Origin of the sequence: Staphylococcus sp. FSL W8-1207 (genome assembly GCF_038003745.1) — a bacterium.
GTDB classification, from domain to species: domain Bacteria; phylum Bacillota; class Bacilli; order Staphylococcales; family Staphylococcaceae; genus Staphylococcus; species Staphylococcus equorum.
Genome location: NZ_JBBOPU010000001.1, coordinates 1,766,631 through 1,782,532, shown reverse-complemented (window position 1 = coordinate 1,782,532; position 15,902 = coordinate 1,766,631). Strand labels below are relative to the sequence as shown.

Below are 15,902 nucleotides of genomic sequence, written 5' to 3'. Positions count from 1 at the left end.
ATGAGCTTTGCATCCGAGATGAAAAATGAACTGACTAGAATAGAAGTAGATGAAGAGAATGCAAAAGCAGAGCTCAGTGCGCTTATTCGTATGAATGGTGCACTCAGTCTTTCCAACCAACAATTTGTTATTAACGTACAAACCGAAAATGCTACTACGGCAAGACGTATATATTCGTTAATTAAAAAAGTATTTAATGTTGAAGTGGAACTACTTGTGAGAAAGAAAATGAAATTAAAAAAGAACAATATTTATATCTGTCGTATTAAAGTACGTGCCAGAGAAATATTGGATGAATTAGGTATTTTAAAAAGTGGTGTCTTCACGCACGAAATTGATGAAGCATTGATTCATGATGATGAAATGAGAAGAAGTTATTTACGTGGTGCTTTTCTTGCTGGTGGCTCTGTAAACAATCCAGAAACGTCATCTTATCATTTAGAAATATTTTCATTATATGAAGATCATTCTGAAGGTATAACGCAGTTAATGAATAAATATGAATTGAATGCCAAGCACCTCGAACGAAAAAAAGGTAGTATTGCCTATTTAAAAGAAGCGGAAAAAATTTCTGATTTCTTAAGTTTAATCGGGGGATATCAAGCACTTTTGAAATTTGAGGATGTTCGTATCGTACGTGATATGAGAAACTCTGTTAACAGATTGGTGAATTGTGAAACTGCTAATTTGAATAAAACAGTAAGCGCTGCTATGAAACATGTAGAAAGTATTCGTTTAATTGACCAAGAAATTGGTCTGGATAATTTACCTGAAAGATTACGTGAAATTGCAAAACTCAGGGTAGAGCACCAAGAAGTGTCTCTTAAAGAATTAGGAGAAATGATGACTTCTGGCAATATATCTAAATCTGGTGTGAATCATCGATTAAGAAAGTTGAATGAAATGGCGGATAAATTGAGAACTGGCGAACCAATTGAACTGAAATAATATACTTTACAGTTTTATATTTTACCTTGGACTCTTCAATTCTGCCTTCGAGAAATATTAGTGGCATTATTAAAAATAAATCTAGTCATACGTGAATTAGTTGTGCTAGTATTATTATAAAATAATTGTATAATTTAATTTTGATTATTAACGCCTCTATAAAGAGGTGTTTTTTTATATAATTAATACAATTTGTGATGCGTAATAGCAATAGAATTATGCTTAAACCCTATTGTTGTTGGAGTCGAAGGAGTGAGCTAATGTCAAAACTGTTTAATAAGCATTCTAAAAATATTATTCTTTGTATAATAGGTACGTTTATTAACGCAATAGGTGTCAATTGTTTTTTACTTGGATCTAACTTAGGAGACGGGGGCACTGTCGGTATATCTTTAGCATTATTATATTCATTTGGATTGTCGCCGGCTTGGACATCATTAATTATCAATACACTCGTTGTATTAATTGGTTGGAAATTTTTGAGTAAAACAACTGCAGTCTATACAGTTATAGCAAATACGTCACTTTCACTGTTCTTACATTTAACTGAAAATATAAATCTTGGTGTGGATAATTTCGTGATTAATGCTGTGTTTGGTGGGGCTATTATCGGTATTGGTGGAGGTTTAGTTATTGCGACAGGTAGTACACTTGGAGGCACATCAGTTATAGCTAAGATAATTAATAAATACTCAGAAATTAAAACATCGCAAGGCATCTTTGTGTTGGATGCACTCGTCGTTCTATCCTTTTTGATGGTACTTCCTTTACAAAATGTGTTATTTACAATCATTATGCTATTTGTAACCGAAAGAGCGACATCGTTTATCATAGAAGGATTTAATCCTAAAAAAGCAGTTACGATTATATCAAGTAAAAGTGAAACAATTAGCGATAAAATTAATGCTTTTACAGGAAGAGGCTCTACGATATTAACTGGTAAGGGCGGCTATGCTAAGAGTGAGACGCATATGCTATACGTGGTAGTGCCACAGTCTCAAGTGACGAGAGTGAAAAAGCTTGTTAACGAAGAAGATGAAAACGCCTTTTTAGTAATCCATGATGTGAGAGATGTTTTAGGTAGTACTTTTATAAATGTAAAATAAATTTATAAAAGTATTGATTTAAAAAAGAGTTAGGAGGTATAAGTTTTCTAGTTTCATTGAATAAATCATTGTTTCAATGAAAATATGTTTTGTATTCAGTTGAATATATATATAATTATTGCACTTTTGACACTTGGTAGTGTATACCTTATTAGCTTGTTTAAGTGTATATAGTGATTTTATGTTGTGCAGTCTCTTTTATAAAATTTATCCTTTAAATACTAATTAAAATTTGCTAAAGTTAAACGTGTTGCAAAATTCAGAAAAGAGGGACAAATTATGAAAAAGGGATTATTTGGTTGTTTGGGTTGTTTAGGTGTCTTGATTGTAATTGTGGTGATTATTGTGATTATTACTGCTGTTATGGGAGGCGGAGAATCAGATTCTAACAAAAATGAAACGAAAGAAGCTAAGATAGGAGAAAAAGTAAAAGTTGATGATTTAGAGTATACAGTTAATAGTGTTGAAACAGCATCGACAGTAGGCAATCAATACGTTTCTAGCAACGCTGACGGTATGTACATTGTAGCAGACGTGACTGTTAAGAATAACGGTGATAAAGCTATCACAATTGATACAGAATTATTCAAGATTCTGAACGGAGAAGCAACGAATGGTGCAGACTCAGCTGCCTCAACTGATGCTAATACGTCAGCCTCAAATCCTAGTGATATCGGGTTCTTTTTAGAACAACTAAATCCAGGAAATGAAAAAACTGGCAAAGTAGTTTTTGATGTATCTGAAGAAACTGCTCAATCAGATAAAACAAAAATGCAAGTAAAATCGGGTATATTTGGTAGCCAAAAAGCAAATATCAATATACAACAATAGGTTGAAAGTCTTCTGCGAATTGTTCGTAATTAGTGGAAGTAAAATAAAGGCGCTTTCGTTGAATTCATAGTAAAGTGAATTTATTCGGAGGTGTTTTTTTCTAAGAAAAAGTAACTGATGGAATTATTGAAAATACATATAAAAGATTAAACACATAAAATACGAAAATTTGGAGAGAAAGCCATTATTTTGTTGATTTTTAGATGTACAATAATTTAATGTTAACTCAAAGAAATACATTATATTTATCTATTGATATAGTTGATAAAATCATAAAAGAGTCTTATGATATGGAAACAGCCTTGAATTTAGTTTTATATATTAAATTATGGTATAGAAAAGTAAAAAAGAATGCCGTAATTACAGCATTCTCAAAATTAAACAGTTCGTTATTATACATAGCAAGTCCCCTCGAAGGGGGTGTTCAAGAACTGTGGTATCGCTGGTTGAAGACTTTCAAGTCCCTGATGAGTCCCTAAAATCACATCGCACCTAAAATCTCTAAAGTTTTATCATTTTCTTCTTTATATTTTTCTTCCAATAAATGAGAATAAATTGAAGTAGTTATTGATATATTTTTATGCCCAAGTCGTTTGGATATATAGTAAATAGATATACCTTTTGCAAGTAAATAAGAACAATGGGTGTGTCTGATTGCATGTGAAGTTATGGGTGGTATACCTATATGTTTACATGCTTTTTTTAATGTTTTATTAATAGCATTAGATGATATGATTGTTCCCATTTCTTTGAAAATGTAACCATCATAACTGATTACTTTTTCTTCTACAACTTTTAAAATGTGTTTCATATCTGATTTTGCTATATTAACGTGTCTAGGTGAAGAATCTGTTTTATGCTCATCTATATATAACTGATTTTTTATTTGATCTATATATTCCATCTTCATGTGCTTAACACCACTTATACGGCAACCAGTACAAATCATGATATATAGTGCTAATCCAGAACGCGTATTTTTATTTCTTAAATGGTCTTTTAGTTTTTCATATTCAGATAAGGATATATACTTATCTGTTTCGAGTTTAGTTTCGTTACCTGCTTTATAATTGACTTTATAAGTAGGATTTTTATTTATCAATCCATCATACATAGCATCATTTAACGCCGAACGAATCGCGCCGTTGGTTTTGCGTATGGTTTCTTTTGCATGAGTTTTTGAAAATTCGTTAATAAATTTTTGGTATATCTGTCTATTCAACTTAGAAAGTTCAATATTTCCTATTTTATTATTTTGTATATGTTGCAAAGTAAACTTATAGTGTCGATAAGTAGAGGGTGAAACAATCGGTTCCTTATAAGTTTCGCACCAATTTTTGAAATAATCTGCAAAAGTTAAAGATATATCGAAATTATAGCCCTGTCTTAATTCGTTCAACTTATCTAATCCTGCAGAATCAGCTTCACGTTTTGTTCTGAATCCTTTTCTTCTATAGCGTTTGCCCTCATGTTTAAATTCATATTGCCACTTTTTACCATCATAACAACGTGTTTGCATGTCACTCCTCCTAAAAAAGATAAAAATATATAGGGCAGAGGTAACTGCCCGTGGAATTATTCTTACGGTTATGTAAAACCATTTAAACTAAGTGGGGCATGTATACTTTAGATATATCCTCACCATGAATTTTTGTCATTTTTAGTTTCGCTTTTTTCAATAAAAAAGTACATAAAATTATAATTGTAACCATGCTTAAAGCATATAGCATATAAAAAATCATAGTAAACGCTCCATTATTTTAATAATATTTCATCTTCATCGTATGCATCGACAGAATGGGACACAAAGACGTGCGTTTTCAAAATTAGGCTATTTGAATTACTTTTACATTGTAGGTCTGAAATATGAAATTTAAATTCTTCAAAAACATTATCATTTGGCTCGATAATAACTTCATTAGACAAAGCATAAGCGGACAATTCATTGTCTAAAACTGCGAATTGACTATCTTTATCTGGATTATCGTAGCGTTCAATTAAAGTTAAAACGACTTTATTTATAGTTTGTTCAGAGTTACCACCTTTAATATTAATTCGACCTTCAATTTCACCTTTAGGGTAAATGCTTTTAGTAGCTATTAAAGTATTTATTTCCAATGACTTTATACCAATTGAAGTTAAAACTTTTTCAAACATTATATTACATTCTCCTTCGCTCTAAAATTTTATATTCAAGTATACTGTAACATTACAAAAATATATAGGGTACAAAAAATACCTTGAATGTTTTAAATGTATTGAATTAAACTTATAATGTACTTAATATAACTCGAGAAGGATAAGCTCTGGGTCCCCGAATGTGGGTAAGCGACAGCTGAGAATTCCTATGATCCAGAGGTTATCTTTTTTATTTGTCTTTTTTATAGCCTCTATTACATTTGAGTTCTTTTTAATTTCACCTATAATAAATTCGACCATTTGTTGTGAATAACGCGTTGAGTTTCCAAAATGATATGAGTATTTTTCTGTTCATCTATAGAATAACCTTCATTAGTCTGCTCAAGGATAGAGACACGTGTATATATTGCAACTTTTTTCATATTGTACAGCTTCTTTTATAAAAATTATCCTTTAAATCCCCTTTCATGTTTGCTAAAGTTAGACCCAACGCTTAAAAATTAGAAAAGAGGGACTATTATGAAAAAGGGATTATTTGGTTGTTTAGGTTGTTTAGGTGTTGTAGTCGTAATTGTTATCATTATTGCGATTATTTCCGCTGTCATGGGAGGCAGCGACTCAGGTGGCGAGTCAGGTGGTAAATCAGACTCGAGCAAAGACGAAAAGAAAGAGTTTGCAATAGGCGAGAAAGTCAAAGTCGATGAATTAGAATACACAGTCAACAGCATTGAAACAGCAGACACTGTAGGCAATCAGTACACATCAAGTAAAGCAAATGGTAAGTATATTGTCGCAGATGTAACTGTTAAGAATAACGGCGATGAGTCAATCATGATTGATACTAACCTTTTTAATATATTAAACGGCGATGCAACGAACAAAGCAGACGGGACAGCATCGACAAACGCCAACTCATCAGTGGAAAACCCAGGCGAGATTGGATTCTTTTTAGAACAGCTTAACCCAGGCAATGAGAAAACTGGAAAAGTCGTTTTTGATGTATCTGAAGAAACTGCTCAATCAGATAAAACAAAAATGCAAGTTAAGTCAGGTATGTTCGGTAGTCAGAAAGCAGAAATCAATTTAAACTAATAAACATAAAGCCTCATGTGATGTGGGGCTTTTTTCTTTTTGCCTAAAAGCTGCAATCTCTTAAAAAGTTGATGTAACTGTCACTCTTTCGATGCTCATAGTGAGTGAGATATTTCTCAAGTCCACTATCAAGGTGCTTATCTAATACACGCATACAGACCCACACAGCACTAAAACTGATACTGAATTTATTAGCTATCTCATAAGAGCTATTCTTCCTATATTCATAACGCTTATGTAACGGAAACAGTAAACAGCTTGCAAACGTGTCGGCCTCATATTCTTCACGTGTGTAGGTGCCAGTTCCTTTTTCACGGTCGTATAATGACTTCCCAGCATGATTGAGCTTGATATGGCCATACTCATGAGCAAGCGTAAAACGCTGCCTGCTTATACTCTTCAAAGCGTTATATACAATAAAAGACTTACCTGCTTTCTTAAAATGAAAAGCCTCATCTGATTGGCCGATAAAAGCGACCTCAGACCTTTTGACAACTGCAAGTTGAGCAAACTCGCCAAACGTAAACAATTGTACATCTTCATCATCGCGTATCATATCTTTTATAGGTACAGGAAACTTTCCCTCTATATAGAATGAGCCCGCTTTTTCTATCGCACGCATAAATGCTTGATTTTCTTCATAATCCACCCAAAAACTCCCTTTATTACTTGTCGTCTTTTGTTATTTCGTCCCAGTTATCAAAGAAAGCCTCAAAAACCTTAATAGCTCTCTTCCTGTCCTCCTCACTCATATTCTGAGCGGCTCTTTGCATGATACGAATATCTTCGGGCAAATCTTCGCCCTTATGATTTTCTTTTTCACGGTCTAGTAAAAAATCGACAGACACGTCGAAGTAGTCGGCAACTTTTTTAAGTCTATCTACGCCTGGAGTGCTTTTCTTCCATCGAGCAATTTGCCCGTTAGAAAAATCTAATTTCCTTTCAAGTTCTGCGATTGTAATATTATTTTGTGAGCATAAATTTTTTATGATTTGTACCGTATTCATGGGCTTTCTCCTTTTTTAACATACCTAAATATACAAATTATCTATTTTTTCTTTGACATTAGACTATACGTGTATTAAAGTAGGTATATGCTTTTGATTAGCTTACAAACACAGCGAATAAAAATTCAGTTCGCCAAAACGTATATTTAAAAGACTGTGTTTGTGAGGCTTGGGAGCTATTAGATAATTTAATAAATCTAAAAAATAACTAAACTGTCAAATGGACGAGTCTGTTTAATTAGCTAATAACTATGTCTTAATATTAGCATATAATCTATTTTAGGTAAATGGAAAACATTAAAAGATATGCTAATTATCTAATTTGCATGACGTCGACAGTTAAAGGAGGTCAGAAAATGGAAGATTTCGGGGCGTTTGTCCGCAACGAATTGAAAAAAAGAGGAGTCTCTCAAAGAACGATGGCAAAAGATTTAAATATCTCAGCCCCGTACTTAAGTGACATTCTCAACAATCACAGGGACGCGCCAACTCAGAAGCAAAGAATTTTTAATTATTTAAACAGTAAACACATTAAATGTTAATAGGAGGAATTGAAATGCAAAACATGCAAACGATTGAGATTGAAAGCAATTCGCAATTAGGACCAGTAGTTTCAAGTAGAACAGTAGCAGAAGAAATTAACAGAAGACACACACATGTACTGAGAGACTTAGAAAAAATACTACTCAGCCCAAATGTGGATTCAGTAATTATTCCTAGTGAATATAAAGATAGTACAGGTAGAAAGTTAAAAGAATACCTTTTAACTAAAGATGGTTTCACTTTGTACATGTTTAACATTCAAGGTCATAACGATTTTAAAATGGCTTATATTAATAAATTTAATGAAATGGAACAACAAATTCAAAATAAATTGCCAGGATCGTATAAAGAAGCTTTAACTGAATTACTAGTAAAAGTTGAAGAAAACGAAAAGTTACAACTTGAAAACAACAAGAGCAAACAGAAAATCGCTGAATACGAACCTAAAGCATCTTATCTTGATTCAATTTTACAAAATAAAAGTCTAGTAACAGTAGGACAGATAGCTAAAGATTATGGCATGTCTGCACAAGGACTGAACAAACTACTTCACGATTTAAAAGTACAGTACAAACAATCTGGTCAGTGGTTACTTTACTCCAAACACCATGATAAAGGGCTGACTCATTCATCTACAACGGAGATTGAACATAAGGATGGAAGCACCTCGGTGAGAATGAATACTAAGTGGACACAAAAAGGGCGTTTGTTCATATATAACTTATTAAAAGAAAAGGATGTATTACCAATAATCGAACAATAGGAGGAAACGGAATGAATGAAGTAAAGAAAGATATTTTAGTTAATTTAATTGAACGATTACCTAAGCATGAATGGGACAAAATTGTAATAGAAGTAGAAAAAGCATACAGCCATAAGACCATCAAGGTAGAGCTTGACAGTCCGAGCTGTGAATTAATTAAAAAATCACTTAGTTAAAACTTGAATGAAACTAGGGTGAATTCTGTAATTGAAATCTTTGTATCTGATATTAATGTAATCATATTCAAATATTTTATGACCCACTTCTTCAAACCATAGATTAGGACTTTCATATTTATTATCTATTAAGACATTAGGACATACTGATAAATTAATCCATTCACCAAGTAAGCAAGCATAAACGCGTTTAGTCAATAATTGGCACCTCCTTTTAGGAGAGTGTATCAGAAACTAAGGAGGAAATGGAATGGAACAAACAATAACAGTAAATGCAAGTATACCTGATACTCATGTATTAGTAGAAAAAGAAGAATTCCAGAAACTTGTAGAACTCATGTTAGATCCCGTATGGGACATGAACGATTTGAAAAAGAAATTAAAAATGTCTTCTGAAGACACAATTAAACGAAAGTTATTAGATAATCATAAATTTAAAAAAACACTGAAAGCACAAGGTATCGTTCATTACCCTAATCAAGAATTTAACAGATGGAGATTTAATGCAAGAAAGATGAACAGATTTATCGATGAACACTTTGAAGCTATACACGGAAAGGGGCGATAACATGAGAGGTTTACTAGCATTATCAACAGCAGTAGTAGTATTCTTCATAGCTTTGATATTCACGAAAGATTTTATCCACTTATTCCTAATCTACTGGGTAGCCGTTTGCTTTAGTTACATGGCTTGGGACAGTTGGATTAACTATTTAAAGACAGAAAAAAAGACTGAAAAGCGCTGCAACGCTTAACAGTCGAAAGAAACTTAAGTAAAAATATACAGCTTAAATATACACAATTTTAGGAGGATTAGTCAAATGCAAAAAAGTCACGAAAGTGAAGTTGTTGCTTACCTTGTTAAAGAAAAAGATGGTAAACAGCGTTATATCACTAATAAGCCTAATCATCCAGAAGACGCTAATTACAATATTCAACGCAGAAATGCTAAGCGATTGACCGGCCTTGAATCTATAGATGTCGAATGGCAAGACCACTTAATCGAAAAAGAGTTGACAGTAACAACCACATATTATCAAACATTCAGTATAGAAGAATTACGGGAGGTAGACAATGACTGAACAAACATTATTTCAACAACTTAATTCAAAAGACGTGAACGATCATGTCGAAAAGAAAAACGGATTAACTTATCTAGCTTGGTCTTATGCTCATCAAGAATTAAAACGAATCGACCCTACATTTGCAACAAAATATCACGAGTTTCCACATCCAGATGTAAACAGGGATGACTACTTTGTGCCATATCTTGCTACACCAGAAGGATATTTTATACAAACGTCAGTAACTGTTAAGGGTCAAACGGAGACAGAATGGTTACCAGTATTAGATTTTCGTAATAAAGCACTAGCAAAAGGTAGTGCAACTCCATTCGATATCAACAAAGCACAGAAAAGATGTTTCGTTAAAGCTGCTGCATTGCATGGTCTCGGTCTTTACATTTACAACGGCGAAGAAGTGCCGAGTGCTAGTGATAACGACATAACAGAATTAGAAGAAAAAATAAATCAATTTGTAACTATCTCACAAGAAAAGGGTAAGGACGCAAATTTAGATAAAACGATGCGTTGGCTTGGAATTTCTAACATCAACAAAGTATCGCAAAAAGAAATTGCTAATGCACATGTGAAATTAGATGCAGGATTAAAACAATTAGATAAGGATGATAAAGATGATAAATAGATTTGTTGGAGTAGGACGTTTAACAAAGGACCCAGAATTCAGAACTACACCAAGTGGGATAAGTATTGCAAACTTCACATTAGCATGTAACCGTCCATTTAAAAATAAAAATGGAGAACAAGAAGCAGACTTCATTAACGTTGTAACGTTCCGCAAACAAGCTGAAAACGTTAATAATTACTTGAATAAAGGTAATTTAGCTGGAGTTGATGGTCGTATTCAATCAAGAACTTATGACAACAAAGAAGGACAACGTGTTTTCGTTACTGAAGTTGTAGCAGATAGTGTTCAATTCTTAGAACCTAAATCGCAATCAAACGGACAATCTCAACAACAAAGCGGACAAGCTAAACCGCAACAAGCACCAGCTAAAGATAATCCGTTTGCTAATCCTAATGGACCAATTGATATTACAGATGATGATTTACCATTTTAATTGTACACAATGTAAATAAGGTGATTAAATGCCAATAATAAAAAACTACATCCAACAAGATGACGGCACAATAACAGCTGTCATCGAGGGTGTGACATTAGAAAATAAAGATTTCTTATTGTTAGATAACGGACTTGAAGTTGAGTGTGAAGTAAGCATCACAGATCCATACAAAATAACTGATAAGCAACGTAGAAAGATATTCGCACTTATGAACGATATAGAAGCTTATACAGGACAACCAAAGGATTATATGAGGAATGTATTCCAAGAGTATGTTCGTGTCTTATACGCCTATGAGAATCGAATATCACTAGCTGATTGTTCACGTAAAGTAGCTGGTCAAATTATAGATGTAGCGATTGAATGGATATTTGAAAATGATATACCACTTAAATTTAAAACAAGCGACCTTATCAAGAATGACAGAACATTTTTATACATGGCTACTATCAATAGAAAGTGTGTAATCTGTGGCAAACATGCAGAACTTGCACATTATCAAGCAGTAGGTAGAGGGCGTAATAGACGCAAGATAGAAAACTTTGGTAATAAGGTGCTTGCATTATGTCACTCCCACCATCAAGAACAGCACACGATTGGTATGGATAGCTTCAATAGTAAATATCATTTAACTGATAGTTGGGTGGATGTAGACGAGAAACTAAATAGAATGTTGAAAGGACTGAAAGTAAATGACAGATAGTATTAAAAGTTCCGTCTCGGGTTATGGATTAGTTTTCAAAAGAGTTATGAAAGATACAGATATAAGTATAGAAGCTAAAGCCTTGTATAGTTACTTGTCTGCTTATGCAGGAGCAAATGAAACAGCTTTTCCGGGCGTAAGTTTAATATGTCACGAGCTTAATATAAGTGATAAAAGGTTTCAGAAGTATAGAAAACAGCTCGAAGATAATGGCTACTTATCAATTGAAAGAGAAAGAACAAGTAATGGCTTCAGTAAAAATATTTATACCATAGAACACAATCCCGTATCAGGTCATTTCGTACCGGTACAAAACTTACCGGGAAGAAATCTACCGGGACAAAACGTAGGTACTACAATTAACAGTATTAAGAATAACAATAATACAAGTGACGTGACGGCAAAAATATTTGAATACATTAGTAATAATTTAGAGATGATACAAAGTCCATTGAAGATAGATGAAATAGAGTACGAGATCAATATGATAAAAGATGATGCTTATGAAATAACTAAGATAGCTGTTGATTACTGTAAAGAAAATAACAAAGGCATACCTTACCTAATATCTATATTAAAGAATTGGAATAAAGAAGGCATAGATACGGTAGAAAAAGCTAAGGCTAAAGTAGAGCCTAAAAAACGTAAGCAACCTAAAAAAGAATCAGACAACTTCCTCGAAAGGAAACGTCAAGAATTAATGGGAGGATAAACCATGTCAATGACTAAAAAAGAAGCTTTCGAAATCATTGGGATGTTAGCCAATGTATACAACATGGAATTGAATGATACTAAATTCAATTTGTGGATTAACTTCTTATGTGAAGATGGCGATTATGAACCATCAATGAAGATGGCTAAGAAATATATAAAAGATGGCAACGTCTACCCACCTAAGATACCTAATATCATGCGTAAGTTTCCTAAGACATTTAAAGATGATGGGCCAGATGAAGAAACTAAGCTGCATAGATGGAAGATGGATAACGACCCAGAATACGTTAAGCAACGTAAACAGGCGTTAGAACAATTTAGACGTAAGGTAGCAGAATTTGATAGAGGTGATGACATTGATTAACGAGCAATATGAAATTGAAAGTACAGTCATTGCCAGTCTATTACAGAAACCAGACTTACTAGAAAAATTAAGAATTAAACCTTACATGTTTCAAGATGAACATTTTAAAGGATTCATGGAATATGTGCTGGATCAAGGCAAAGTTGATTTGAATGAGATATATCTGAAAAGCATTAAGGATAAAGAATTTCTAAACAATGATGTCATAGGTCAACTATACAAAACAGATTTTATTGGTTACGGATTCTTCGAAAGATATCAACAAGATTTATTACAGAATTATCAAATCATTAAAGCGAACCAACTTGCTGATGATTTTAAACAATCTGCTACACCTGAAACGTTTAATGAAATGGTGGAACAACTTAAAGATTTAACGAGTATCGCAACTAAAAAAGAAGATGGTACGCAACGCTATGCTAAGCAGTTAGTTGAAGATTTGTATAGTGATGAACCAGTAGAACGTGTGAAAACAAAGTATCAACTTATGGATTATAAGATTGGTGGATTTGAACCGAGTCAATTAATTGTAATAGCAGCACGACCTAGTGTTGGGAAAACTGGTTTTGCTTTAAATATGTTATGGAACATTGCTAAGCAAGGACATCAAACTTCATTCTTTAGTATCGAAACAACAGGTAAAAACGTATTGCAAAGACTGTTAGCGACTATCACAGGCATTGAGTTGAATCGTATTAAGAATGTGCAAGACCTAACGCCAGATGAATTAACTCAATTAACAGGTGCGATAGACCAAATTCTTAAGTTAGATATCAATATCAATGATGATAGTACAACAACACCTCAAGACATTAGATCTCAAGCAATGAAGCAAAGCGATAAGCCACAAGTTATATTCATTGATTACCTACAACTTATGGAAACAGACACGAATGTTGATAGACGAGTAGCAGTTGAAAAGATATCTCGTGAATTGAAAATCATAGCGAATGAAACAGGTGCAATTATAGTGGTCCTTTCACAATTAAACCGTGGTGTTGAATCACGTAATGATAAACGCCCAATGTTATCTGATATGAAAGAGTCTGGTGGGATAGAAGCAGATGCAAGTATGGCAATGATGTTGTACCGAGATGACTATTACGAGCAGGAAGATGTAGATGATTCTGGTAAATCAATTGTTGAGTGTAACATCGCTAAAAATAAAGATGGCGAAACTGGTGTGATTGAGTTTAATTTCTTTAAGAAAACGCAGAGGTTTTTCACATGACAATAGGACAATTCCAAACATTACTGGGCTACCTATACAGAGAGATATACAAAGGCGATAAAGACGTTCAATCGTGTTTACTTGAGCTAGGTTACACAATTAAGAGATTGCTTAAAAATGGGCGCTTAACGCCCTTTGATGATTATGAAGAAAACAAGAAAATTATCTTTAAAAACTATAAAGGTGTGAATATAGATGGGGTTAATTGAAGGTAGTAAGAACAAATATTACTTATACCGAGATAACGATGAAAAAGTAGTATCTGTCTTACCATTGTCACCAAATGTGAATAGCGTCGGAAATATAACTGGCGCTTACTTCTCGGGTGGAGTTAAGAATATGACTGATGATGAGTTATTAAATTTTAAAGCAGCACATAATTTATTTTACGAACAAGAGTTAGGTTCGCAAATAAATATATTTGATCTATAGGAGTGAAGACATGGAAACAATCGAATTGAAAGTTGATGCGCCTATGTCATCACCTAGACCACGATTCAGAAATGCCGGAAAGTTTGTACAGACTTATATGCCTAAGAAGTATACAGACCATAAGAAAGACTTACAGTGGCAAATGCCAATGTTAATGATAGATGAACCAATCAAGTTAACAATAGAGTTCCATTTCCCATTATTGAAGTCATGGAGCAAGAAGAAGCATGTAGCAATGGTTGGACAATATAAGCGAACTAAACCAGATATAGATAACTTAATCAAAACAGTGTTAGATGCTGCTAATGGTCACTTATGGAATGACGATAATCAAATAGTAGAGATTACAAGTTTCAAGAAGTATGCAGAAGAAGCAAAGGTAATCATGCATTTAGATATAGAAGGTGATTTCGATGAATGAAGAAACGATAAAAATTAGATACAACGTGACATATGAAAAGTCATATACTTTCCCATCACATGCTAATGACGAGGATTGTGATATAGAGGAACGTATCTACAATGAAATGCTAACTAAAGAAGATGAATACACTGACGCAAAAGTGATTAGATTTGAAGAACCGACAATTATAGATAGAGGATTCTAGGAGGACAACTAATGAACATCAATTTAAGTAGAGCAAAAGATGATAAAGGTAACTTATGTTTCGTGATGATAGATGATAACGAAGAAGTATTTGTGGATGTAGAAGATTACAAGGAAGCGAAACAACTCGGTATCCATTACTTGAGAATTAAACATCATGCTAAAAAAGGTAGACGACACTTAAAAAACTACGTTAGAAAGTATGACCAACGTCAAGGTGTGGACAGACTCAATGCAGAGGACAGAGAGCGTGCTGAACGTAAGGTTGAGTTGGAAGAACATAAGCAACGTAAGGAACAGGAACGTCTGCAGATGATAGAGAGAGCTAAGCGTAGAGATGAATATTGGTTCGAAAATACATGGAATCAAATGTTTAAGGGGTGGGGTTAATGAAGATTAGAGAATTAGATCCTAACAAAGCACAATACATTATTGTACATGACTTAGGTAAAGGTGAATATAGCTATGGTATGAGAGTGATAGGCAAAGTGATTGAATTACGTTACAACTTCGACAAAGAGATTGAGAGTGCAATTATAGAATCTATGCCTGAACATCAATATGAAATTACGGAAGATAACAACTTTGAATTATGGAAAGATTACATTGCTAATAAGACTGAAAGTGTTAAGGGGTGAACTGTATGGGACAGAAACAACTTTATGAATACGTGATATACAAAGGTGATGAAATTATATGTGCTGGTACACGTAAGGAATGTGCAGAAAAGTTAGAGGTTAGTGAACAGACAGTTGGTTTCTTATCTTCTGGTGTAAATAAGAGACGTGCAGCGAATAGTAACAGACCGAATAGCATTAGGTTAATAGCAGAGAAAGTATTGATATCTGAGATAGAGAAAGAGCTAGCGATATGATCCTATCAGATACTATAAAAGTTAAATATAAATTAAATACATGTGGGCTACAGACACATGAAATTGCAAAGTTACTACGTGATAAAGGTGTTAAAGGATTCGTAATATCTTCGAATGATAGAAATGTAATCGTAGCAGTACCACGTGAGGATATAAAACGGAACAGGAAGATAATGGAGGATTTGCGCATATGAAACAATTCACAGTTTGGCTAGCAGTCGTAATCATA

General features: G+C 33.5%; 31 protein-coding genes. 24 read left to right on the top strand and 7 right to left on the bottom strand.

Features of this window, described 5'->3' with window-relative positions:
* The 3 genes from whiA to NSR03_RS09080 all read left to right on the top strand — a co-directional run bounded on the left by whiA (position 1) and on the right by NSR03_RS09080 (position 2,885).
* On the top strand, positions 1-948 hold the full coding sequence (gene whiA / locus NSR03_RS09090; protein WP_002512107.1) for a DNA-binding protein WhiA: 948 nt from the start codon (positions 1-3) through the stop codon (positions 946-948).
* A 260-nt stretch (positions 949-1,208) separates the two neighbouring features.
* Positions 1,209-2,054 (top strand): YitT family protein, encoded by an 846-nt coding sequence (locus NSR03_RS09085; RefSeq protein WP_021339461.1) that lies wholly within the window; start codon positions 1,209-1,211, stop codon positions 2,052-2,054.
* A 279-nt stretch (positions 2,055-2,333) separates the two neighbouring features.
* A complete protein-coding gene (locus NSR03_RS09080; RefSeq protein WP_069820649.1) occupies positions 2,334-2,885 on the top strand; it encodes a DUF4352 domain-containing protein in 552 nt (183 codons plus the stop codon).
* A 481-nt stretch (positions 2,886-3,366) separates the two neighbouring features.
* Here the strand turns inward: NSR03_RS09080 and NSR03_RS09075 are convergent, their stop codons facing one another.
* The 4 genes from NSR03_RS09075 to NSR03_RS09065 form a co-directional block, all read right to left on the bottom strand.
* Entirely contained in the window at positions 3,367-4,404 is a 1,038-nt protein-coding gene (locus NSR03_RS09075) for a tyrosine-type recombinase/integrase (RefSeq protein WP_069820651.1), read from the bottom strand.
* A 236-nt stretch (positions 4,405-4,640) separates the two neighbouring features.
* A complete protein-coding gene (locus NSR03_RS09070) occupies positions 4,641-5,042 on the bottom strand; it encodes a sporulation protein (RefSeq protein WP_069820652.1) in 402 nt (133 codons plus the stop codon).
* Positions 5,043-5,165: 123 nt separating this feature from the next.
* Positions 5,166-5,324 (bottom strand): hypothetical protein, encoded by a 159-nt coding sequence (locus NSR03_RS14470; RefSeq protein WP_369477843.1) that lies wholly within the window; start codon positions 5,322-5,324, stop codon positions 5,166-5,168.
* Positions 5,306-5,446, bottom strand: coding sequence for a hypothetical protein (locus NSR03_RS09065; RefSeq protein WP_176721764.1), 141 nt, complete (start codon positions 5,444-5,446; stop codon positions 5,306-5,308). Before NSR03_RS09065 ends, NSR03_RS14470 begins: the two co-directional genes overlap by 19 nt.
* Positions 5,447-5,543: 97 nt before the next feature.
* On the opposite strand from NSR03_RS09065, the gene NSR03_RS09060 reads away from it, so the two are divergent.
* The gene (locus tag NSR03_RS09060; RefSeq protein ID WP_069820653.1) at positions 5,544-6,116 is read left to right on the top strand and encodes a DUF4352 domain-containing protein; all 573 of its coding nucleotides are present in this window, start codon (positions 5,544-5,546) and stop codon (positions 6,114-6,116) included.
* 43 nt (positions 6,117-6,159) lie between these two features.
* On the opposite strand, the gene NSR03_RS09055 is transcribed toward NSR03_RS09060, so the two are convergent.
* The gene (locus NSR03_RS09055) at positions 6,160-6,765 is read right to left on the bottom strand and encodes an ImmA/IrrE family metallo-endopeptidase (RefSeq protein ID WP_081333656.1); all 606 of its coding nucleotides are present in this window, start codon (positions 6,763-6,765) and stop codon (positions 6,160-6,162) included.
* Positions 6,766-6,781: 16 nt separating this feature from the next.
* Entirely contained in the window at positions 6,782-7,123 is a 342-nt protein-coding gene (locus tag NSR03_RS09050) for a helix-turn-helix domain-containing protein (RefSeq protein WP_069820654.1), read from the bottom strand.
* Positions 7,124-7,479: 356 nt separating this feature from the next.
* On the opposite strand from NSR03_RS09050, the gene NSR03_RS09045 reads away from it, so the two are divergent.
* Genes NSR03_RS09045 through NSR03_RS09035 form a run of 3 tightly spaced genes read left to right on the top strand, consistent with a single transcriptional unit; the run spans position 7,480 to position 8,605 of the window.
* Complete coding sequence (locus tag NSR03_RS09045) at positions 7,480-7,665, top strand: helix-turn-helix domain-containing protein (protein ID WP_069820655.1); 186 nt, start codon at positions 7,480-7,482, stop codon at positions 7,663-7,665.
* Between the two features lie 14 nt (positions 7,666-7,679).
* Positions 7,680-8,429 carry a phage antirepressor KilAC domain-containing protein gene (locus NSR03_RS09040; protein ID WP_069820656.1) on the top strand — a complete coding sequence of 250 codons (750 nt, stop codon included), beginning with the start codon at positions 7,680-7,682 and terminating at the stop codon, positions 8,427-8,429.
* 11 nt (positions 8,430-8,440) lie between these two features.
* Positions 8,441-8,605 carry a hypothetical protein gene (locus tag NSR03_RS09035; protein ID WP_176721765.1) on the top strand — a complete coding sequence of 55 codons (165 nt, stop codon included), beginning with the start codon at positions 8,441-8,443 and terminating at the stop codon, positions 8,603-8,605.
* Here the strand turns inward: NSR03_RS09035 and NSR03_RS09030 are convergent.
* Complete coding sequence (locus tag NSR03_RS09030; RefSeq protein WP_069820657.1) at positions 8,594-8,803, bottom strand: hypothetical protein; 210 nt, start codon at positions 8,801-8,803, stop codon at positions 8,594-8,596. The two genes, NSR03_RS09035 and NSR03_RS09030, sit on opposite strands and share 12 nt — an antisense overlap.
* Positions 8,804-8,855: 52 nt before the next feature.
* On the opposite strand from NSR03_RS09030, the gene NSR03_RS09025 reads away from it, so the two are divergent.
* From NSR03_RS09025 to NSR03_RS08945, 17 genes are all read left to right on the top strand, one after another.
* Complete coding sequence (locus NSR03_RS09025) at positions 8,856-9,173, top strand: DUF771 domain-containing protein (RefSeq protein ID WP_069820658.1); 318 nt, start codon at positions 8,856-8,858, stop codon at positions 9,171-9,173.
* Position 9,174: 1 nt separating this feature from the next.
* Positions 9,175-9,360 carry a hypothetical protein gene (locus NSR03_RS09020; protein ID WP_069820659.1) on the top strand — a complete coding sequence of 62 codons (186 nt, stop codon included), beginning with the start codon at positions 9,175-9,177 and terminating at the stop codon, positions 9,358-9,360.
* A 66-nt stretch (positions 9,361-9,426) separates the two neighbouring features.
* Positions 9,427-9,687: a DUF2483 family protein gene (locus tag NSR03_RS09015; RefSeq protein ID WP_069820660.1), complete on the top strand. Its 261-nt coding sequence runs from the start codon at positions 9,427-9,429 to the stop codon at positions 9,685-9,687.
* Positions 9,680-10,309, top strand: coding sequence for a Sak single strand annealing protein (locus NSR03_RS09010; RefSeq protein WP_069820661.1), 630 nt, complete (start codon positions 9,680-9,682; stop codon positions 10,307-10,309). Before NSR03_RS09015 ends, NSR03_RS09010 begins: the two co-directional genes overlap by 8 nt.
* Positions 10,299-10,745: a single-stranded DNA-binding protein gene (gene ssb, locus NSR03_RS09005; protein WP_069820662.1), complete on the top strand. Its 447-nt coding sequence runs from the start codon at positions 10,299-10,301 to the stop codon at positions 10,743-10,745. The genes NSR03_RS09010 and ssb overlap by 11 nt, the downstream gene beginning before the upstream one ends.
* 28 nt (positions 10,746-10,773) lie before the next feature.
* Positions 10,774-11,451, top strand: coding sequence for a putative HNHc nuclease (locus NSR03_RS09000; RefSeq protein ID WP_069820663.1), 678 nt, complete (start codon positions 10,774-10,776; stop codon positions 11,449-11,451).
* Positions 11,441-12,163: a DnaD domain protein gene (locus NSR03_RS08995; RefSeq protein ID WP_081333657.1), complete on the top strand. Its 723-nt coding sequence runs from the start codon at positions 11,441-11,443 to the stop codon at positions 12,161-12,163. The genes NSR03_RS09000 and NSR03_RS08995 overlap by 11 nt, the downstream gene beginning before the upstream one ends.
* A 3-nt stretch (positions 12,164-12,166) precedes the next feature.
* Positions 12,167-12,529 (top strand): hypothetical protein, encoded by a 363-nt coding sequence (locus NSR03_RS08990; protein ID WP_069820664.1) that lies wholly within the window; start codon positions 12,167-12,169, stop codon positions 12,527-12,529.
* On the top strand, positions 12,525-13,760 hold the full coding sequence (locus NSR03_RS08985; RefSeq protein ID WP_394802331.1) for a DnaB helicase C-terminal domain-containing protein: 1,236 nt from the start codon (positions 12,525-12,527) through the stop codon (positions 13,758-13,760). The genes NSR03_RS08990 and NSR03_RS08985 overlap by 5 nt, the downstream gene beginning before the upstream one ends.
* Positions 13,757-13,969, top strand: a complete 213-nt coding sequence (locus NSR03_RS08980; protein ID WP_069820666.1) for a hypothetical protein — start codon at positions 13,757-13,759, stop codon at positions 13,967-13,969. Before NSR03_RS08985 ends, NSR03_RS08980 begins: the two co-directional genes overlap by 4 nt.
* Positions 13,956-14,192, top strand: coding sequence for a DUF3269 family protein (locus NSR03_RS08975; RefSeq protein WP_069820667.1), 237 nt, complete (start codon positions 13,956-13,958; stop codon positions 14,190-14,192). Before NSR03_RS08980 ends, NSR03_RS08975 begins: the two co-directional genes overlap by 14 nt.
* Before the next feature lie 10 nt (positions 14,193-14,202).
* Complete coding sequence (locus tag NSR03_RS08970; RefSeq protein WP_069820668.1) at positions 14,203-14,613, top strand: RusA family crossover junction endodeoxyribonuclease; 411 nt, start codon at positions 14,203-14,205, stop codon at positions 14,611-14,613.
* A complete protein-coding gene (locus tag NSR03_RS08965; RefSeq protein ID WP_069820669.1) occupies positions 14,606-14,800 on the top strand; it encodes a hypothetical protein in 195 nt (64 codons plus the stop codon). The genes NSR03_RS08970 and NSR03_RS08965 overlap by 8 nt, the downstream gene beginning before the upstream one ends.
* Before the next feature lie 11 nt (positions 14,801-14,811).
* Positions 14,812-15,189 carry an SA1788 family PVL leukocidin-associated protein gene (locus NSR03_RS08960; protein ID WP_069820670.1) on the top strand — a complete coding sequence of 126 codons (378 nt, stop codon included), beginning with the start codon at positions 14,812-14,814 and terminating at the stop codon, positions 15,187-15,189.
* Positions 15,189-15,437 carry a hypothetical protein gene (locus NSR03_RS08955; RefSeq protein WP_069820671.1) on the top strand — a complete coding sequence of 83 codons (249 nt, stop codon included), beginning with the start codon at positions 15,189-15,191 and terminating at the stop codon, positions 15,435-15,437. The genes NSR03_RS08960 and NSR03_RS08955 overlap by 1 nt, the downstream gene beginning before the upstream one ends.
* Before the next feature lie 5 nt (positions 15,438-15,442).
* Complete coding sequence (locus NSR03_RS08950) at positions 15,443-15,673, top strand: hypothetical protein (protein WP_056935517.1); 231 nt, start codon at positions 15,443-15,445, stop codon at positions 15,671-15,673.
* Complete coding sequence (locus tag NSR03_RS08945) at positions 15,670-15,867, top strand: hypothetical protein (RefSeq protein WP_069820672.1); 198 nt, start codon at positions 15,670-15,672, stop codon at positions 15,865-15,867. The genes NSR03_RS08950 and NSR03_RS08945 overlap by 4 nt, the downstream gene beginning before the upstream one ends.
* The last annotated feature ends 35 nt before the right edge of the window (positions 15,868-15,902 follow it).